This window comes from Sphingomonas paeninsulae, assembly GCF_003660165.1.
Taxonomy (GTDB): Bacteria; Pseudomonadota; Alphaproteobacteria; order Sphingomonadales; family Sphingomonadaceae; genus Sphingomonas_O; species Sphingomonas_O paeninsulae.
This window is the reverse complement of the sequence record NZ_CP032828.1, coordinates 491,751-505,508: the sequence shown is the minus strand read 5'-3', so window position 1 is coordinate 505,508 and position 13,758 is coordinate 491,751. Positions and strand designations below refer to the sequence as shown.

The 13,758-nt window shown below is 61.6% G+C and carries 15 protein-coding genes; 8 read left to right on the top strand and 7 right to left on the bottom strand.

The features are described 5' to 3' along the window. Positions 1-4: 4 nt before the first annotated feature. Both D3Y57_RS03615 and D3Y57_RS03610 read right to left on the bottom strand, forming a co-directional pair. Entirely contained in the window at positions 5-1,168 is a 1,164-nt protein-coding gene (locus D3Y57_RS03615) for an acetyl-CoA C-acetyltransferase (protein ID WP_121151419.1), read from the bottom strand. Positions 1,169-1,201: 33 nt separating this feature from the next. Continuing rightward, positions 1,202-2,182, bottom strand: coding sequence for an NAD(P)H-dependent flavin oxidoreductase (locus D3Y57_RS03610; protein ID WP_121151417.1), 981 nt, complete (start codon positions 2,180-2,182; stop codon positions 1,202-1,204). Positions 2,183-2,290: 108 nt separating this feature from the next. On the opposite strand from D3Y57_RS03610, the gene D3Y57_RS03605 reads away from it, so the two are divergent. The 4 genes from D3Y57_RS03605 to D3Y57_RS03590 are packed head-to-tail and all read left to right on the top strand — an operon-like array spanning position 2,291 to position 5,520. Beyond that, positions 2,291-3,265, top strand: a complete 975-nt coding sequence (locus tag D3Y57_RS03605) for an NAD(P)H-dependent flavin oxidoreductase (protein ID WP_239025724.1) — start codon at positions 2,291-2,293, stop codon at positions 3,263-3,265. After that, on the top strand, positions 3,262-3,714 hold the full coding sequence (locus D3Y57_RS03600) for a nuclear transport factor 2 family protein (protein ID WP_121151416.1): 453 nt from the start codon (positions 3,262-3,264) through the stop codon (positions 3,712-3,714). Before D3Y57_RS03605 ends, D3Y57_RS03600 begins: the two co-directional genes overlap by 4 nt. A 10-nt stretch (positions 3,715-3,724) precedes the next feature. Beyond that, complete coding sequence (locus D3Y57_RS03595; protein ID WP_430738998.1) at positions 3,725-4,510, top strand: enoyl-CoA hydratase-related protein; 786 nt, start codon at positions 3,725-3,727, stop codon at positions 4,508-4,510. Next, positions 4,507-5,520 carry an NADPH:quinone oxidoreductase family protein gene (locus tag D3Y57_RS03590; RefSeq protein ID WP_121151412.1) on the top strand — a complete coding sequence of 338 codons (1,014 nt, stop codon included), beginning with the start codon at positions 4,507-4,509 and terminating at the stop codon, positions 5,518-5,520. The genes D3Y57_RS03595 and D3Y57_RS03590 overlap by 4 nt, the downstream gene beginning before the upstream one ends. On the opposite strand, the gene D3Y57_RS03585 is transcribed toward D3Y57_RS03590, so the two are convergent. Genes D3Y57_RS03585 through D3Y57_RS03570 form a run of 4 tightly spaced genes read right to left on the bottom strand, consistent with a single transcriptional unit; the run spans position 5,486 to position 9,547 of the window. Continuing rightward, the gene (locus D3Y57_RS03585; protein ID WP_121151410.1) at positions 5,486-6,244 is read right to left on the bottom strand and encodes an SDR family NAD(P)-dependent oxidoreductase; all 759 of its coding nucleotides are present in this window, start codon (positions 6,242-6,244) and stop codon (positions 5,486-5,488) included. The genes D3Y57_RS03590 and D3Y57_RS03585 overlap by 35 nt on opposite strands. Continuing rightward, entirely contained in the window at positions 6,241-7,305 is a 1,065-nt protein-coding gene (locus tag D3Y57_RS03580) for a DUF2889 domain-containing protein (protein WP_121151408.1), read from the bottom strand. The genes D3Y57_RS03585 and D3Y57_RS03580 overlap by 4 nt, the downstream gene beginning before the upstream one ends. Further along, on the bottom strand, positions 7,299-8,354 hold the full coding sequence (locus tag D3Y57_RS03575) for an acyl-CoA dehydrogenase family protein (protein ID WP_121151406.1): 1,056 nt from the start codon (positions 8,352-8,354) through the stop codon (positions 7,299-7,301). Before D3Y57_RS03575 ends, D3Y57_RS03580 begins: the two co-directional genes overlap by 7 nt. After that, complete coding sequence (locus tag D3Y57_RS03570; RefSeq protein WP_121152100.1) at positions 8,351-9,547, bottom strand: acyl-CoA dehydrogenase family protein; 1,197 nt, start codon at positions 9,545-9,547, stop codon at positions 8,351-8,353. The genes D3Y57_RS03575 and D3Y57_RS03570 overlap by 4 nt, the downstream gene beginning before the upstream one ends. A 144-nt stretch (positions 9,548-9,691) precedes the next feature. Here D3Y57_RS03570 and D3Y57_RS03565 point away from each other — a divergent pair, with 144 nt between their 5' ends. After that, positions 9,692-10,465, top strand: a complete 774-nt coding sequence (locus D3Y57_RS03565) for a thioesterase family protein (protein ID WP_121151404.1) — start codon at positions 9,692-9,694, stop codon at positions 10,463-10,465. A gap of 28 nt (positions 10,466-10,493) precedes the next feature. On the opposite strand, the gene D3Y57_RS03560 is transcribed toward D3Y57_RS03565, so the two are convergent. Beyond that, a complete protein-coding gene (locus D3Y57_RS03560; RefSeq protein ID WP_121151401.1) occupies positions 10,494-11,297 on the bottom strand; it encodes an enoyl-CoA hydratase-related protein in 804 nt (267 codons plus the stop codon). A gap of 89 nt (positions 11,298-11,386) precedes the next feature. Here D3Y57_RS03560 and D3Y57_RS03555 point away from each other — a divergent pair, with 89 nt between their 5' ends. From D3Y57_RS03555 to D3Y57_RS03545, 3 genes are read left to right on the top strand one after another with little or no spacing between them, the layout of a single operon-like run. After that, on the top strand, positions 11,387-12,145 hold the full coding sequence (locus tag D3Y57_RS03555) for an alpha/beta fold hydrolase (protein WP_121151399.1): 759 nt from the start codon (positions 11,387-11,389) through the stop codon (positions 12,143-12,145). Further along, positions 12,142-12,555 carry a Zn-ribbon domain-containing OB-fold protein gene (locus D3Y57_RS03550; protein WP_121151397.1) on the top strand — a complete coding sequence of 138 codons (414 nt, stop codon included), beginning with the start codon at positions 12,142-12,144 and terminating at the stop codon, positions 12,553-12,555. The genes D3Y57_RS03555 and D3Y57_RS03550 overlap by 4 nt, the downstream gene beginning before the upstream one ends. Continuing rightward, positions 12,552-13,733 (top strand): thiolase family protein, encoded by a 1,182-nt coding sequence (locus D3Y57_RS03545; protein WP_121151395.1) that lies wholly within the window; start codon positions 12,552-12,554, stop codon positions 13,731-13,733. Before D3Y57_RS03550 ends, D3Y57_RS03545 begins: the two co-directional genes overlap by 4 nt. Positions 13,734-13,758: the final 25 nt, after the last annotated feature.

Sequence of the window (13,758 nt, the reverse complement as noted above, 5' to 3'; positions counted from 1 at the left end):
CCGATCAGAGTGCTTCGATGATCGTGACGTTGGCGACGCCGCCACCCTCACACATCGTCTGCAAGCCGTATTTCAGCCCACGCGCCTTCAGGCCATAAATCAATGTCGACATCAGCTTCGTTCCCGAAGCACCCAGCGGATGTCCGAGGGCGATGGCACCGCCATTGACGTTCAGCTTGGCGGGATCAGCGCCGATATGCTTCAGCCAAGCCATTGGCACTGGCGCGAAAGCTTCGTTGACTTCGTACATGTCGATCTGATCGATCGTCATTCCTGCGCGCTTCAATGCCTTGTCGGTGGCAAACAACGGCTCTTCGAGCATCACGACCGGATCGCCCGCCGTCACTGTCATGCTCACGATCCGCGCGAGCGGGGTCAGGTTATGCTCTTTCAAAGCACGTTCGGAAACGATCATCACCGCGCTTGCGCCGTCGGTGATCTGGCTGGACGTCGCAGCGGTGATAACGCCACCCTCGACCAGCAGTTTGACCTTTTCCATGCCTTCGATCGACGCATCCCAACGGATACCTTCATCGACGACGTGCATTTCGGTCGTGCCATCGGCCAGCGTGATTTCGATCGGCACGATTTCCTTGTCGAACGCGCCCGACTTGGTCGCGGCCTGCGCGCGCAAATGGCTCTCCAACCCGAAAGCATCGAGGTCGGCCCGGGTGAAGCTCCACTTCTTGGCGATCATTTCTGCGCCACCGAACTGGCTGAACCCAGCCACGCCAAAACGGTCCTTCACAGCCTGGCTGAGATACTGGACGCCGGTATCATGCAGTGCAGCGGAGCCCATCGGCACGCGCGTCATGCTTTCGATGCCCGCCGCGATGATGATGTCCTGCGTGCCCGACATCACTGCCTGAGCGGCGAACTGAATTGCCTGTTGCGAACTGCCGCACTGACGGTCGATGGTGACAGCAGGAACGCTGACCGGAAGCGACGAGGCGAGCACGATATTGCGACCGACCTGCATCGACTGTTCACCGGCCTGCGTGACGCAACCCATGATGACGTCTTCGATAGCGTCGGGTGCGACACCTGCACGGGCGACAACCGAATCGAGTACCTTCGCGCCGAGGTCGACAGGATGCCAACCAGCCAGACGACCATTGCGACGGCCCCCGGCAGTGCGGACGGCGGCGACGATATAGGCTTCTGCCATTTAAATGCTCCTAAACTTGAAAACGAAAAAAGATCAGACGAGGAAACCGGCAAGCCGTCCGCGAATAATTTCTTCGGCGTCGGCAACGATCCGGTCGATCAACACCTGACACGTTGGGATATCATGGATGAGACCCTGAATCATGCCCGCCCAGAACACACCCTTCGTCAGGTCGCCGGTGGCAAGCAATTCGCGTCCGGCAGTTCCGGCAACGAGTTCCTGCACATCGGAGAATTTCGCATCCGGTGCGGCGAGGCGGCGGACCACCTCCTCCGAAACCGCGCTGCGACCGACGCGGGCGGTGTTTTTCAAACTGCGGAAGATCAGCATAGATCCGCGCTCGTCATTGTTGACATAGGCCTGCTTCACATTGTCGTGAATCGGTGCCTCCACGGTCGCGCAGAAGCGCGTGCCCATGTTGATACCGTCCGCACCCAGCGCGAGCGCCGCCGCCAGACCACGGCCATCGCCGAACCCGCCACTGGCAAGCATCGGGATCTTCACCTTATCGGCGGCTGCGGGGATCAGGATCAGGCCGGGAATATCGTCTTCACCGGGATGGCCCGCACATTCGAAGCCGTCGATTGAAATCACGTCGCAACCGGCGCGTTCCGCCGACAGCGCGTGACGAACCGCGGTGCATTTGTGGAGAATGACGATACCGTGGGGCTTCAACTGCTCCCAGATCTCGCGAACGGCGGGCGTGCCTGCCGTCTCTACGATCTTTACGCCGCCATCGATGATCGCCTGCGCATAGGCTTTGTAATCGGGTGAATTGATCGTCGGAAAAACGGTCATGTTCACAGCGAAGGGTTTGGACGTCAGCGTCCGGCAAAGCTCAATCTCTTCGCGCAATGCTTCTGGAGTCGGCTGAGTCAGGCCGGTAATGATGCCAAGGCCGCCAGCATTGGAAACCGCAGATGCCATGCCAGCCGTGCCGACACCCTGCATTCCCCCCTGAACAATAGGATGTGCGATCCCGAGTAGTTCCGTAATCCGCGTCTTGATCGCCATGCCAGCTCCGTCCGAAAGAAAAGGCCCTCGACGGGCCTGTTGCACCTAGTTACCTATGATCCGATCGCCGCGCTAGCCATTTTGGCGACGCTCGGCAACTAGGGAGGAATGATGAGCATCGATTGGTCACAATTGCGCCTGCCTGTGATGCAGGCACCAATGTTGATCTGCTCCAGTCTGGAACTCGTCATCGCCTCCTGTCGCGCAGGCATAATCGGCGCGTTTCCCAGCGGCAATCCACGCGCGCCCGAAAACCTCGATGCCTGGCTGGGCGCCATTCGCGATGCGGAAGCCGAAAGTCTGGACCGTGGCGAACGCTTTGCGCCGTTTTGCGTCAATCTGCTGGCGTCCAATGCGATCGACCAGCAGGTGCGGGCCGAACGCCTTGAAACCTGCCGGAAAGCGCGCGTGCCGCTGATCCTCACCAATCTTGGCGATCCAAAGGCAGAGGTCGAGGCGGCGCATGAATGGGGCGGCACCGTATTCCATGACGTGACGACGATGCGCTTTGCCGAAAAGGCAATTGCGTCGGGGGTCGACGGGTTGATGCTCGTTGGCGGTGGCGCGGGTGGTCATGCAGGGACGCTCAATCCCTTTGCATTCCTGCCGCAGGTCCGGCGCATATTCGATGGCACGATCATGCTGGCGGGCGGCATTGCGGATGGCAACGGTATCGCTGCCGCGCTCGCGCTGGGGGCCGATATCGTCGTGATGGGCACGCGGTTCATCGCCACGCGCGAATCGGGCACCTTTGATCCGCACAAGCAGATGCTGGTGGATTCGCGAAGTGAGGACGTGCTTTACACCGATGCGATTGCGGGAATGGCGGCAAGTTTCCTGCGCCCATCGATGATCGAACACGGCCTCGACCCGGATAATCTGCCGCCGCCAAAGGGGATGCACCGGCCCGATTTGCCGACGGGCGTCAAGGCGTGGAAAAACATCTGGAGCGGCGGACACTCGACCGGCCTGATCGACGATATCCCAAGCGTTGCCGAACTGGTCGATCGACTGGATGCCGAGTTTATCGGCGCCCGCAATCCGGGTGACTGGCGCGCTGCGCTGTTGAGGAGCCTAACATGAGTAATTTGTGCGAAGATCGCGAGGCGATCCGCCATTTGATGGCGGTCTATAATATCAACGGCGACAGGGGACGCGTTGGGGCACTTGCCGATGCTTTCGCCGAAGATGGTGTGATTGAGTTTTCCGGCGTGACGACAAGGGGCCGTGCCGCAATTATCGAGCGGCTTTCGGGCGGCGGTGGGACCAAACGCAACCCGGCGCTGGAAGTGTCACGGCATCACATCACCACGTCATTGATCGAGGTCGAGGACGACGTCGCGCAGGCACGGACGTATTTTCAGGTGCTGACGAACGAGGGGCTCGATCATCACGGTCATTATGTCGACCGCCTCGTGCGGACGGATGGGCGCTGGCAAATCGCGCATCGACAGGTACGGATTGACTATCAAAAGGCGGACTCGCTTTATCCGCCGTTCCACGTTCGCGGCCGCGCGCCCGCATCAGCCTGATCAGGATCGAATAACCATGGACTTCATCCGCGTTTCCGCAGCGAACCACGTCACCACCGTCACCCTGAACCGCCCCGAAGTGATGAACGCCATCAACGGCGGGATGCACCAGGAATTGCAGGCCGCGTTCGATGACTTCGCCGCCGACCCTGAGCAATATATCTGTGTGGTCACGGGTGCTGGACCAAAGGCGTTCTGCGCGGGAAGCGACCTGAAAGCGGTGGCGTTGCGCGGAGAGCATCCGGTCTATCCCAAGAGTGGCTATGCCGGGCTGATCGAGCGGTTCGACTGTGCCAAGCCATTGATCGCCGCAGTCAACGGCCTTGCGCTCGGCGGCGGGTTCGAGGTGGCGCTGGCGTGCGACGTGATTATTGCCGCCGATACCGCAAGCTTCGGACTGCCGGAACCGCTGGTCGGTGCCATCGCATTCGGTGGCGGGTTGCACCGGCTGGCGCGTGAGATCGGCACGAAACAGGCGATGGGTATGATCCTGACGGCGCGACGGGTGAGCGCAGCGGAAGGGTATCGGCTGGGGTTCGTCAACGAAGTCGTGGCTGCCGACGAACTGGACGCGGCGATTGCGCGCTGGTGTGCAGAGATACTGCGGGCGGCCCCTGCTGCACTGCGCGCGTCGAAGGAAGTCGTTTATCGCGGGCTGGATGAGCCGAGCCTGCAAGCCGCGCTCGCCAATCAGTCGAGCTATCCGGCCTATGAGGCGTGGCGATCGAGTGAGGATGCCACAGAAGGCCCGCTCGCATTCTCCGAAAAGCGCGCACCGGTCTGGACCGGCCGATGAGCCGCGCCGTCATCATCAGCGCGTTTGGCGCGCCATCGACTTTTGCTCTGGAAGACCGCGAGCTTGCACCTCCCGGCCCCGGCAAGCTGACGATCGCGGTTCAGGCGGCGGGAGTCAGCTTTGTCGATGTCCTCGTCGCGGCGGGTGAGTATCAGTTGAAGCCGCCGCTTCCGTTCATTCCCGGCAGCGAATTTTCGGGCATCGTAACTGCGGTCGGCGAAGGCGTCGATCCAGCACGGATCGGTCAGCGCGTGCTTGCCAGTGCATTCGGCGCGGCATTTGCCGAGGAATCGGTCGTTCCCGCAAAACTGGCGCTTCCTATTCCGCAATCGATGAACTTCGTCGAAGCAGCAGTATTCCGGGTCAGCTACGCGACCGCCTATTATGCGCTGGTCCAGCGCGGGCAGCTAAAGGCCGGGGAAACCGTGCTGGTTCTCGGGGCCGGAGGCGCTGTTGGCTATGCCGCGATTCAGGTTGCCAAAGCATTGGGTGCAAAGGTGATAGGGTCGGCGTCGAGTGAGACGAAGCGCGCGCTGGCGACGCAGGGCGGTGCCTTTGCAACTGTGGATTCGCGTTCTGAAACATGGCGCGATGATGTGAAGGCGGCCAACGGCGGACAGACGGTCGATGTCGTGATCGACCCCATCGGCGGCGCGGCCACCGAACCCGCGTTCCGGTCCCTCGCATGGAACGGCCGACTGCTGGTGATCGGTTTTGCCAGCGGCACAATCGCCAAGGTTCCGGCCAATCTGGCACTGTTGAAGGGCGCGTCGATGATCGGCGTCGATGTGCGTCAGTTCGGCGAATTTGAACCAGAGGCAGCGACCGCAAACGTGACGGCATTGTTCGACCTGTACGAAGCGGGCCATTTGCACCCTCCCATCGGACAGACTTACCCGCTCGACGAATTCGTAACGGCGATGGTCGAAGCGCGTGCCGGTGAAACGGCGGGGCGCATTGTGCTGACGATGGACCCTATAGCGCCAGTGGATAGCCACCCGACACTTTGAGCGTTTCGCCAGTCACGAAACTCGACTGGTCGGAACACAGGTACAACATTGCCGAAACCACGTCATCGACCTCGCCGGTACGATGCACAGATTGCAGCGTATTGGCGAAATGGTCGAAAAACGCGGGCGGAAAGTCGCCTCGGATTTTATCAGTCGCGATCAGGCCCGGTGCGATGGCGTTGACGCGGATATTGTCACCGGCAAATTCGTGCGCAAACGACAGCGTCAGCCCGCGCACAGCAAGTTTCGAAACGCCATAAGCCGTTGTGCATGACCATGCTGCAATTGATGAGATATTGAGGATAACACCGCCGCCCCGCGCCGCCATGACCGGTCGACAGGCAACCGACCCGTTGACGACGCCCATTATGTTGACGTCGATCAGCCGCCGGCTTGCGGCGGACCCAAGTTCGGCAAAGCCCTTGTTAAATTCGGCGCTGTGCAGCCCGGCGTTGTTGATGAGAATATCAACCCCGCCACGTTCGGCAACGATGCGCGCAAGGACATCATCGAACGCGGCATCGTCTGCGACATCGCAGCCATAACCGGTCGCCAATCCGCCCCTGTCACGGATTGCCCTCGCCTCGTGTTCGGCGGCGGCGCTGTCGATATCGAGCAGCGCGACTGCTGCGCCCCGTTGTGCGAGCGCACGGGCAAATGCTGCGCCAAAACCCGCACCCGCGCCCGTGATTACGGCGACCTTGCCATCAAAGTTCGGGGTCAATTGGCGCTCGCCACCGGCAAAGCCGCCGCCAGTCGCGGAACTTCGGCAAGCGCACGCACCGCATCGTTCAAATGGGTACAACCGGCAGTTTTACGTAAGGTGAGCAACACCGCCTGCCGAAGATCCCGCAAGGGCGTGCCGACCATCGCGCTGATGTTGGTCGGCGCGGCCGGGCATTCGGCATAGGGCAGTGTACCCGCCGTCGCGACCGCCGATAACAGCGTCGTGGCATCACCATCGGCGGTGGCGGTCAGGCGATATTCGTGGACGGCAATCCGCTGTCCGCCATCGGGTGCGCTGGCGCTGTCCTGAAATGCGGAATCGATATGGATCAGACCATCTTCACGCCACACGTCGATCCGGCGCGCCCGGCGGAAATTGGTCCCGCCGCGATCGAGCAACGGGTGCCAGCCATCTGGATCGTCGGGATGTTGCAAGGGTACCACGCGCGTGGCGTTCTGATCGGGCCGGGGTATGCCACCCGCACCAAGCGCGCTCGAGCCGGGACGGAAGCCGATGCAGATTCCCTCCATCTGACGCAAATGCGCTTCGATTTCCTCTTTCGGCAGTCCCGAATACCAGTCCTTAGTCCAGCGCGACCAAGCCCAGCCCGCAACCAGAGTAGCACCGGCAAGATCGTCGAGCAGCAGGTACAGCGGTGTGCCGGCGATCCGTTCCTCGTGGAGCACAGCGTCGAGGGCGGACCGCAAATGGCCGCCAGCGCGGGCACCGGCAAGTTGCGCCAGCGCCGGACGTGGCGGAATGCTGCTGATCGTCCGGATTACCCGATGATCGGCCAGAACATCGGCATGATCCTGCGCCAGAATCTGCGGCGCACCACCGGAAAACGGCGTCAGGATATCGCGCGCGTCCGCCGCAAGGACAGCAACCCCATCGCGCCCATCGGGCCAGGTCACGTCGATCGACGACGTTCTCCGGGTAGAACCGGGACGCCGCAAAGGGGACGCGCCCATCGGATTATTTGGTGCGTGGTCGAACACCGGCAAGGGCGTTCCCGCAAGCGAGAGCCCAAGTGCGGCGGGTTCGACCTCGATCACCATCCGGCCAGATCTGCCGAACGGGCGCGGTGGATCGCCGGACTGCCCAGATACGCTCGATCGAACAATGATCGGCGGAACCAGTTGTTCAGCCCATATTCCCAAGTGTAACCGATACCACCGTGCGCCGCGACCGCCGCGCGTGCAACCGATACGAAGCGGTCCGCAAGATGGGCCTTTGCCATCGCGGCTGCGCGTGCGGCATCGGGCAAATCGGCGTCATGAGCATAGCCCGCGTACCAGACCAGAGCGCGCGACGGTTCGACTTCAAGCGCCATTTGAGCGAGTTGATGCTTCAGTGCCTGAAACCGGCCGATCGGCTGACCGAACTGCTCGCGTTCCTTTGCATAGGCAACCGACAGATCGACGCAATATTGCGCGCCACCCAACGCATCGGCAGCGGTCAGCACCAATGCCGCGTCGAATATCCGCGCGACGAATGGGTCGCCAGCTTCGAACAGTTGATACGCCTTTGCACCGGCGAAAGTGACCGTCGATAACCGCCGCGTACGATCGCTCGACTTCACCGGCTCAACAGTGACGCCCTCGCCCGCTTCGACCAGCGCAATGCCGCCACCGGCCGTACCGAGCAGGAAAAGATTTGCGGCACTTGCCGACTGGACGAAACGGACGCTGCCTTTATCGGGCGTTGCGTCCCATGTCTCGGGCAGCCACTCGCCACCGAATGCGAACGTCGCGATGCTTTCGCCACTGGCGAGCTTTTCAAGGTGCGCCTGCGCGGCCTCGTTCTTCGATTTGCTGACGGTCATTGCCGTCAGCATTTGTGCAGCCAGCGGCCCCGCTGCGGCGGCTTGTCCAGCGACTTCGGCGACCATCGCTGCATCCAGCAAAGCCAGACCTGCCCCGCCCTTGTCTTCAGGCAGCAACAGACCGCCCAGACCCAGCGCCATCAGCGCCGCCCAGCTTTCGGCGTCGAAATCGGCTTCGCCCTCGACGAATGCCTGAACGCGTGACTTCGGCCACACATCCTCAAGCGTACCGCGCACGGCATCCTGAATCGCGAGCTGTTCCTCGCTTGGGTGAAACCTCATCGGTCGAGCTCCATCGCCAGATCGCGCGGCAGGCCGAGGCCCCGCTCTGCGATGATATTACGCTGAATATTGGTTGTGCCACCAGCAATCGAATTGCCGAGCGAACCCATGACCTGATCGAGCCATTTTTCGGGGCCGCGACCGCGCGTTCCGGCAGGAGCCGGTTCGACCAGCGCATCGTCGCCGATCAGATCCTGAGCAGCGAGCGCCATTTCATGACCCGTTTCGGTCAGCAGCAGCTTCATCATAAGTCCGATCGGACCCGATTCCTCCCCGGCGGCAGCGAGGCTGAACAGCCGGTAGCTGGAATAGCGGTGGGCCATTACCCAGCCCTCAATTCGGGTCAGCGCCTGACGAATTTGGGGGTCTTCGATGGCGGGGCGACCATCGCGGGTGATTTCCCTGGCGAGTTCGATCAACTTGTCGAACTGGCCGCCAAGCGACGTCGCCGAACCGATGGCGGCGCGTTCATGCTTCAGCGTGGTTCGCGACACGTTCCAGCCATCGCCGCGGTCACCCACCAGCCAGCCAGCCGGTGCCTTCGCATTGTCGAAGAAGAATTCGTAAAAGCCTGCGTCACCGGTCAGTTGGCGGATCGGACGGCGCGTAACGCCGGGCTGGTCGAGGTCGATCAGCAGATAAGAGATACCGGCGTGTTTGCTGGCCTGCGGCTCGGTACGGACCAACGCAAACATGTGCGTCGCGCGGTCGCCCTGGCTCGTCCAGATCTTCTGACCATTGATGACCCATTCATCACCGACAAGTTCCGCCTTGGTACGGACGGAGGCGAGATCGGAACCGGTGCCGGGTTCAGAATAGCCCTGCCCCCATGTGAAATCGCCCGACATCGTCGAACGGATAAAGGTTTCGCGCTGCTCCGGCGTGCCACGCTCAAGCAGTGTCGGCACCAGCATATTCATGCCGTTACCGGTGATCTCCATCGGGGCGCGGGTGCTGGCAAACTCTTCACGGATGACCTGCGCGCGCACCACATCGGCGGGCTGCTCTGACCCACCAAATTCCTTTGGAATGGCGCGGTACAAATAGCCTGCATCGGTCGCGCGTGTCCGGAACGCGCGGACATAATCCTTTAGTTCGCTTCCCCGCAGACCCTTCGCCTGCCAGTTGTCACGCAGGAATTTGCGTACTTCGGTGCGGAAGTCTTCTGCTTCCGTGCCATAGCTTAGGTCCATGTCGTCCTCCACAGCCGCGCCGCGCGCCGCTCAACGTAAATTGTCATGGCACTGCTTAGGCAACCTAGTCAAATAGGTCTTTGTACTGATAATGGCCCAACCTACCGACGATCCAGCCGACTATAGTGTAACGCGAGAGCAGCCTTGAACAACGACCGTACAACGCCTGAAGCATATTTCCACCCCTCGGCTGGCGGCTATATTCCGACCGAGGCGGCGGCCAGTCCGTGGGATGGCGCGCATCTCAGCGGTGTGGCGATCGGCGGGCTGCTGGCGCACGCGATCGACGGCGTCAGCGGCGAAATGTCGATTGCGCGACTGACGATCGACATACTCGGCACCGCGCCGCGCGTGGAAACCACCGTCGCGGTTCGGACATTGCGCGAAGGCAATCGCCTGCGGCTGGTCGAGGCCGAACTTTCTTCAGGAGGCCGCGTATCGGGGCGCGCGACCGCTTTACTGGTCCGGGTTGCCGAAACGCCCGCGATCGAAAGCCCGCTGGCTTATCCGCCGCCCGAGAGTTTCCCGAGTGCCAAGCCACCGAGCAGCCCGGCGCTCGCCAATGCGATCCAACGGCGCATCGTTTACGGGAGTTCTCGCGATCCCGGCCCCGGCGCGATGTGGGTCCGGATCGACATCGCAATGGTCGCGGGCACGCCGCTTTCACCGCTGGTCCGCTCCGCAATGATGGGGGACATGGGCGGCGCCATCGGCAGCGTATTGCCGGTGCGGGGTTTCACTTTTGCCAATGTCGATATCGCGATCCATTTCAGCCGGATGCCGCGCGGCGAATGGCTGCTGATCGATTCACTGACCGACACGGCGGGCAACGGCCTGGGCATCGTCAGCAGCGTGTTTTCGGATCGTGACGGCGTGTACGCACGCGGTCATCAGGCGCTGTTTGTGTCGCCGCGATAACGGCCACGAAACAGCGCCTTCCTTTGGGTTATTGCGCCTTTGCTTCCTGCGTCGCCTTGTAAATTTGCGCCGTTGCTATCGTGGATAATCCCATATTCAGCGCTTCGTGATCGAGCGCCGCTTCGAACTGCGCATCCTCGGCAAAATTGAGATTCGCCTTCATATAACGATAGCCCATGCGCGGTCCGTCAGCGAGGCGATGCGCGGCCTTCAACGTCTCAGCGCGGAGGTCCGCATCGGGGAACAGGCGGGTGTAGACGCCCTTGGCAAGCGCCGCCTGCGCCTCGAGTTTTTCTCCAAGAAAGAACAATTCGCGCGCGACGCCGGTGCCGAGTATTTTCGACCAGAACCAGCTTGACCCGAAATCGCCACCGGCTCCGATCCGGTCGAAGGCACTCAGGAAACTTGCGGATTCGCCGGCAAATCGCAGGTCGCACGCGCCCGCAATGCCGATCCCAGCCCCGGCAACGGGACCATTGATCATTGCAATCGTGGGTTTGGGCATTTCGTGAAGCAGCCGCGACGTTTCCATGAAGCCACGCAAACGAGCGAAGCCCTGTTCGGTACGCCCGCCGGTGTCCTGATTGGCTGGCTGCGGTTTCATTGCTCCGCCTTTCAGGTCGCCGCCTGCGCAAAAGCCACGGCCAGCGCCTGTCACCACGACACACCCCACCGACCCATCGCGCGCCGCATCGGCTGCCGCGTCGGCAAGCGATGCCATGATCGTTTCGTTCAGCGCGTTCAGCCGGTCGGGGCGATTGAGCGTGATAATCCGCACACCGCCTTCATTTTCCACCAGCACTACAGGTCCGGTATCCGTACCTTCGGTCATGTCCGTTCTCCCGTGGTCGCCATTGACCCTAAATCGTTGGTAGTTCACTAGGTAATACAGCACAAAGTGCAAGTGGGTTGAGGATCAGAATGACGAACGACGTCGCGATCGCGTTCCTGCATGGCGGGAAACAGGGCAGCTGGGTCTGGGATGAGGTTCGCGCTGCTATAAAGCAACAGGCCGGTGCGCGCGCGCCCGAAATGGTGGCGCTCGACGTGCCGGGATGCGGCATAAAGAGCGGGCGCAACGTGGAATCGCTGGCTCTTGCCGATGTCGTGACCGAACTCACTGCGGATTTAGGGGCCGTCAACGCATCCCGGCTGATGCTGGTCGGACATTCGCAGGCAGGAACCGTCTTGCCCCGCCTTGCCGCTGCGCAACGTGGACGCGTGGCAAAGATCGCCTATCTCGCCTGTTCGGTGCCTGCCGAAGGTCAGACGCTGGCGGCCATGCTGGGCACGGGCCGACAGGGCGAGCATGAGGATCAGGTCGGCTGGCCCTTCGACCGCGAAACAACTTCGCCCGAAGCAATGTTTTCAACAATGTTCTGCAACGACATGAAGCCGGCTGCGCAATCGGCATTTCTGGCAAAGCTCGGTGGTGACGACTGGCCGTCAGCGTGCGCCACGACAGATACAGTATGGGGATGTGAAGCCGTCCGCGATATCCCCACACATTATGTGATCGCATTGCGCGACCAGATCCTGACACCGCCGTGGCAGGAACGCTTCGCCGCACGCCTTGGCGCGTCCGAAATCAGCCGGATCGACGCCGGCCACCAGCTTATGCAGACACGACCGCAGGCCGTTGCAGAGACCTTGCTTGCCCAACTGAAGGATATCGTATGAGCGTCCCCCGCCCCCTGCCCGTCACCGATCGCGACAGTGCCGCATATTGGACCGGAGGCGCAAACGGACAACTGCTTATCGAGCGGTGCAATGGCTGTGCTTATCTGATCCATCCACCGACCGGTTTTTGCCCGGTCTGCGAAAGCCGCGATACCGCGCCGCACGCGGTGTCCGGGCGCGCGTCGATCATCAGTTGCACGGTAAATCACAAACAGTGGATGCCCGATCTGCCGGTGCCCTATGTGCTCGCACTGGTCGCGCTCGACGAGCAGGCAGATGTGCTGCTCGCCACCAACATCGTCGATTGCGCGCCTGAAACGGTCTTTATCGGCATGAAGGTTCAGGTCCGCTTCGAACAAAATGAGGATTTGTGGGTGCCTCTGTTCGCCCCTGTGGAGTCGGGCAAATGAACTATCCTGAAAAACAGACCGCAATCACCGGGATCGGCCAGTCGAAAATCTCTCGCGGGGCGGACAAGTCGGCGCTGGGTCTGTCCATCGACGCGGCCATGCAGGCCATCGCCGACGCCGGCCTGAAACGCAGCGATATCGATGGTATGGCGACCTGGCCCGGCGACCGATCCGACGGGTCCGGCTTTTCGGATGTCGGCATTCCCGCGCTTCAGGATGCGCTGCGGATCGAGGTGAACTGGTATTCGAACTGTTCGGAAACGGCTGGGCAATTCGGCGCGATCTTCAACGCGATCGGTGCGATTTCGGCAGGGCTGGCGCGGCACGTCCTGATATTTCGGACCATGTACGAAGCGACCGCGCGCAAGACCGCATTCGCCAATGCGCTGAACGTGCCGGGCCAACGGGTACGCGGCGGGTTTCAATGGTATGCTCCCTATCACACCTACGCCGCTTCGACGCAGCAGGCGCTGTATTTCGCGCGATATGTCCATGAATCAGGCATCAAGCCCGAACAGGTCGCCCGGATCGCGCTCAATGGTCGGCGCAACGCCGGGCTGAACCCGGCTGCGGTCTATCGCACCCCGATCACGATGGACGATTATTTCGCATCGCCGATCATCTCCACCCCACTCCGCCTATTCGATTGCGACGTTCCTATCGACGGATCGACCGCGATTATCCTCAGTCATATCGACGCCGCCCGCGACCTGCCCAATCCGGTGACACGGATCGAGGCGGTGGGATCGAACATGCGCTATCGCAACAGCTGGACCCAACTCGACGCACTCGCGACACAGGGCCAGCCAAAGGTCGCAGAGATGATGTGGAACCGCACCGACCTGACTCCGGGTGATGTCGATGTCGCAGAACTCTACGACGGCTTCAGTTATCACACGATCAACTGGCTCGAGAATTTCGGCTTTTGCAAACGGTTCGAAGCTGGCGACTTTATCGGCGATGGCAGCCGCATCGCGCTGGAGGGCGAATTGCCGATCAACACCAATGGCGGCGCGCTCTCGGCGGGACGAATGCACGCCTATGGACAGGTTCATGAGGCGTGTACCCAATTATGGGGTCGCGGCGACGCCCGGCAGGTCAAGGGCGATCCACGTGTTGCGGCATTATCAACCGCCGGTGGGCCGCTGGCGGGCTGCTTTCTGTTGGCGCGCGAATAGTCGGGAGTCTGCTGAGGCCAACAAT

Excerpts from the sequence above, each read along its gene's own strand:
- D3Y57_RS03615 (WP_121151419.1), bottom strand. The coding sequence starts at position 1,168 with ATGGCAGAAGCCTATATCGTCGCCGCCGTCCGCACTGCCGGGGGCCGT.
- D3Y57_RS03610 (WP_121151417.1), bottom strand. The coding sequence starts at position 2,182 with ATGGCGATCAAGACGCGGATTACGGAACTACTCGGGATCGCACATCCT.
- D3Y57_RS03605 (WP_239025724.1), top strand. The coding sequence starts at position 2,291 with ATGATGAGCATCGATTGGTCACAATTGCGCCTGCCTGTGATGCAGGCA.
- D3Y57_RS03600 (WP_121151416.1), top strand. The coding sequence starts at position 3,262 with ATGAGTAATTTGTGCGAAGATCGCGAGGCGATCCGCCATTTGATGGCG.
- D3Y57_RS03590 (WP_121151412.1), top strand. The coding sequence starts at position 4,507 with ATGAGCCGCGCCGTCATCATCAGCGCGTTTGGCGCGCCATCGACTTTT.
- D3Y57_RS03580 (WP_121151408.1), bottom strand. The coding sequence starts at position 7,305 with ATGGTGATCGAGGTCGAACCCGCCGCACTTGGGCTCTCGCTTGCGGGA.
- D3Y57_RS03575 (WP_121151406.1), bottom strand. The coding sequence starts at position 8,354 with ATGAGGTTTCACCCAAGCGAGGAACAGCTCGCGATTCAGGATGCCGTG.
- D3Y57_RS03570 (WP_121152100.1), bottom strand. The coding sequence starts at position 9,547 with ATGGACCTAAGCTATGGCACGGAAGCAGAAGACTTCCGCACCGAAGTA.
- D3Y57_RS03560 (WP_121151401.1), bottom strand. The coding sequence starts at position 11,297 with ATGACCGAAGGTACGGATACCGGACCTGTAGTGCTGGTGGAAAATGAA.
- D3Y57_RS03555 (WP_121151399.1), top strand. The coding sequence starts at position 11,387 with ATGACGAACGACGTCGCGATCGCGTTCCTGCATGGCGGGAAACAGGGC.
- D3Y57_RS03550 (WP_121151397.1), top strand. The coding sequence starts at position 12,142 with ATGAGCGTCCCCCGCCCCCTGCCCGTCACCGATCGCGACAGTGCCGCA.
- D3Y57_RS03545 (WP_121151395.1), top strand. The coding sequence starts at position 12,552 with ATGAACTATCCTGAAAAACAGACCGCAATCACCGGGATCGGCCAGTCG.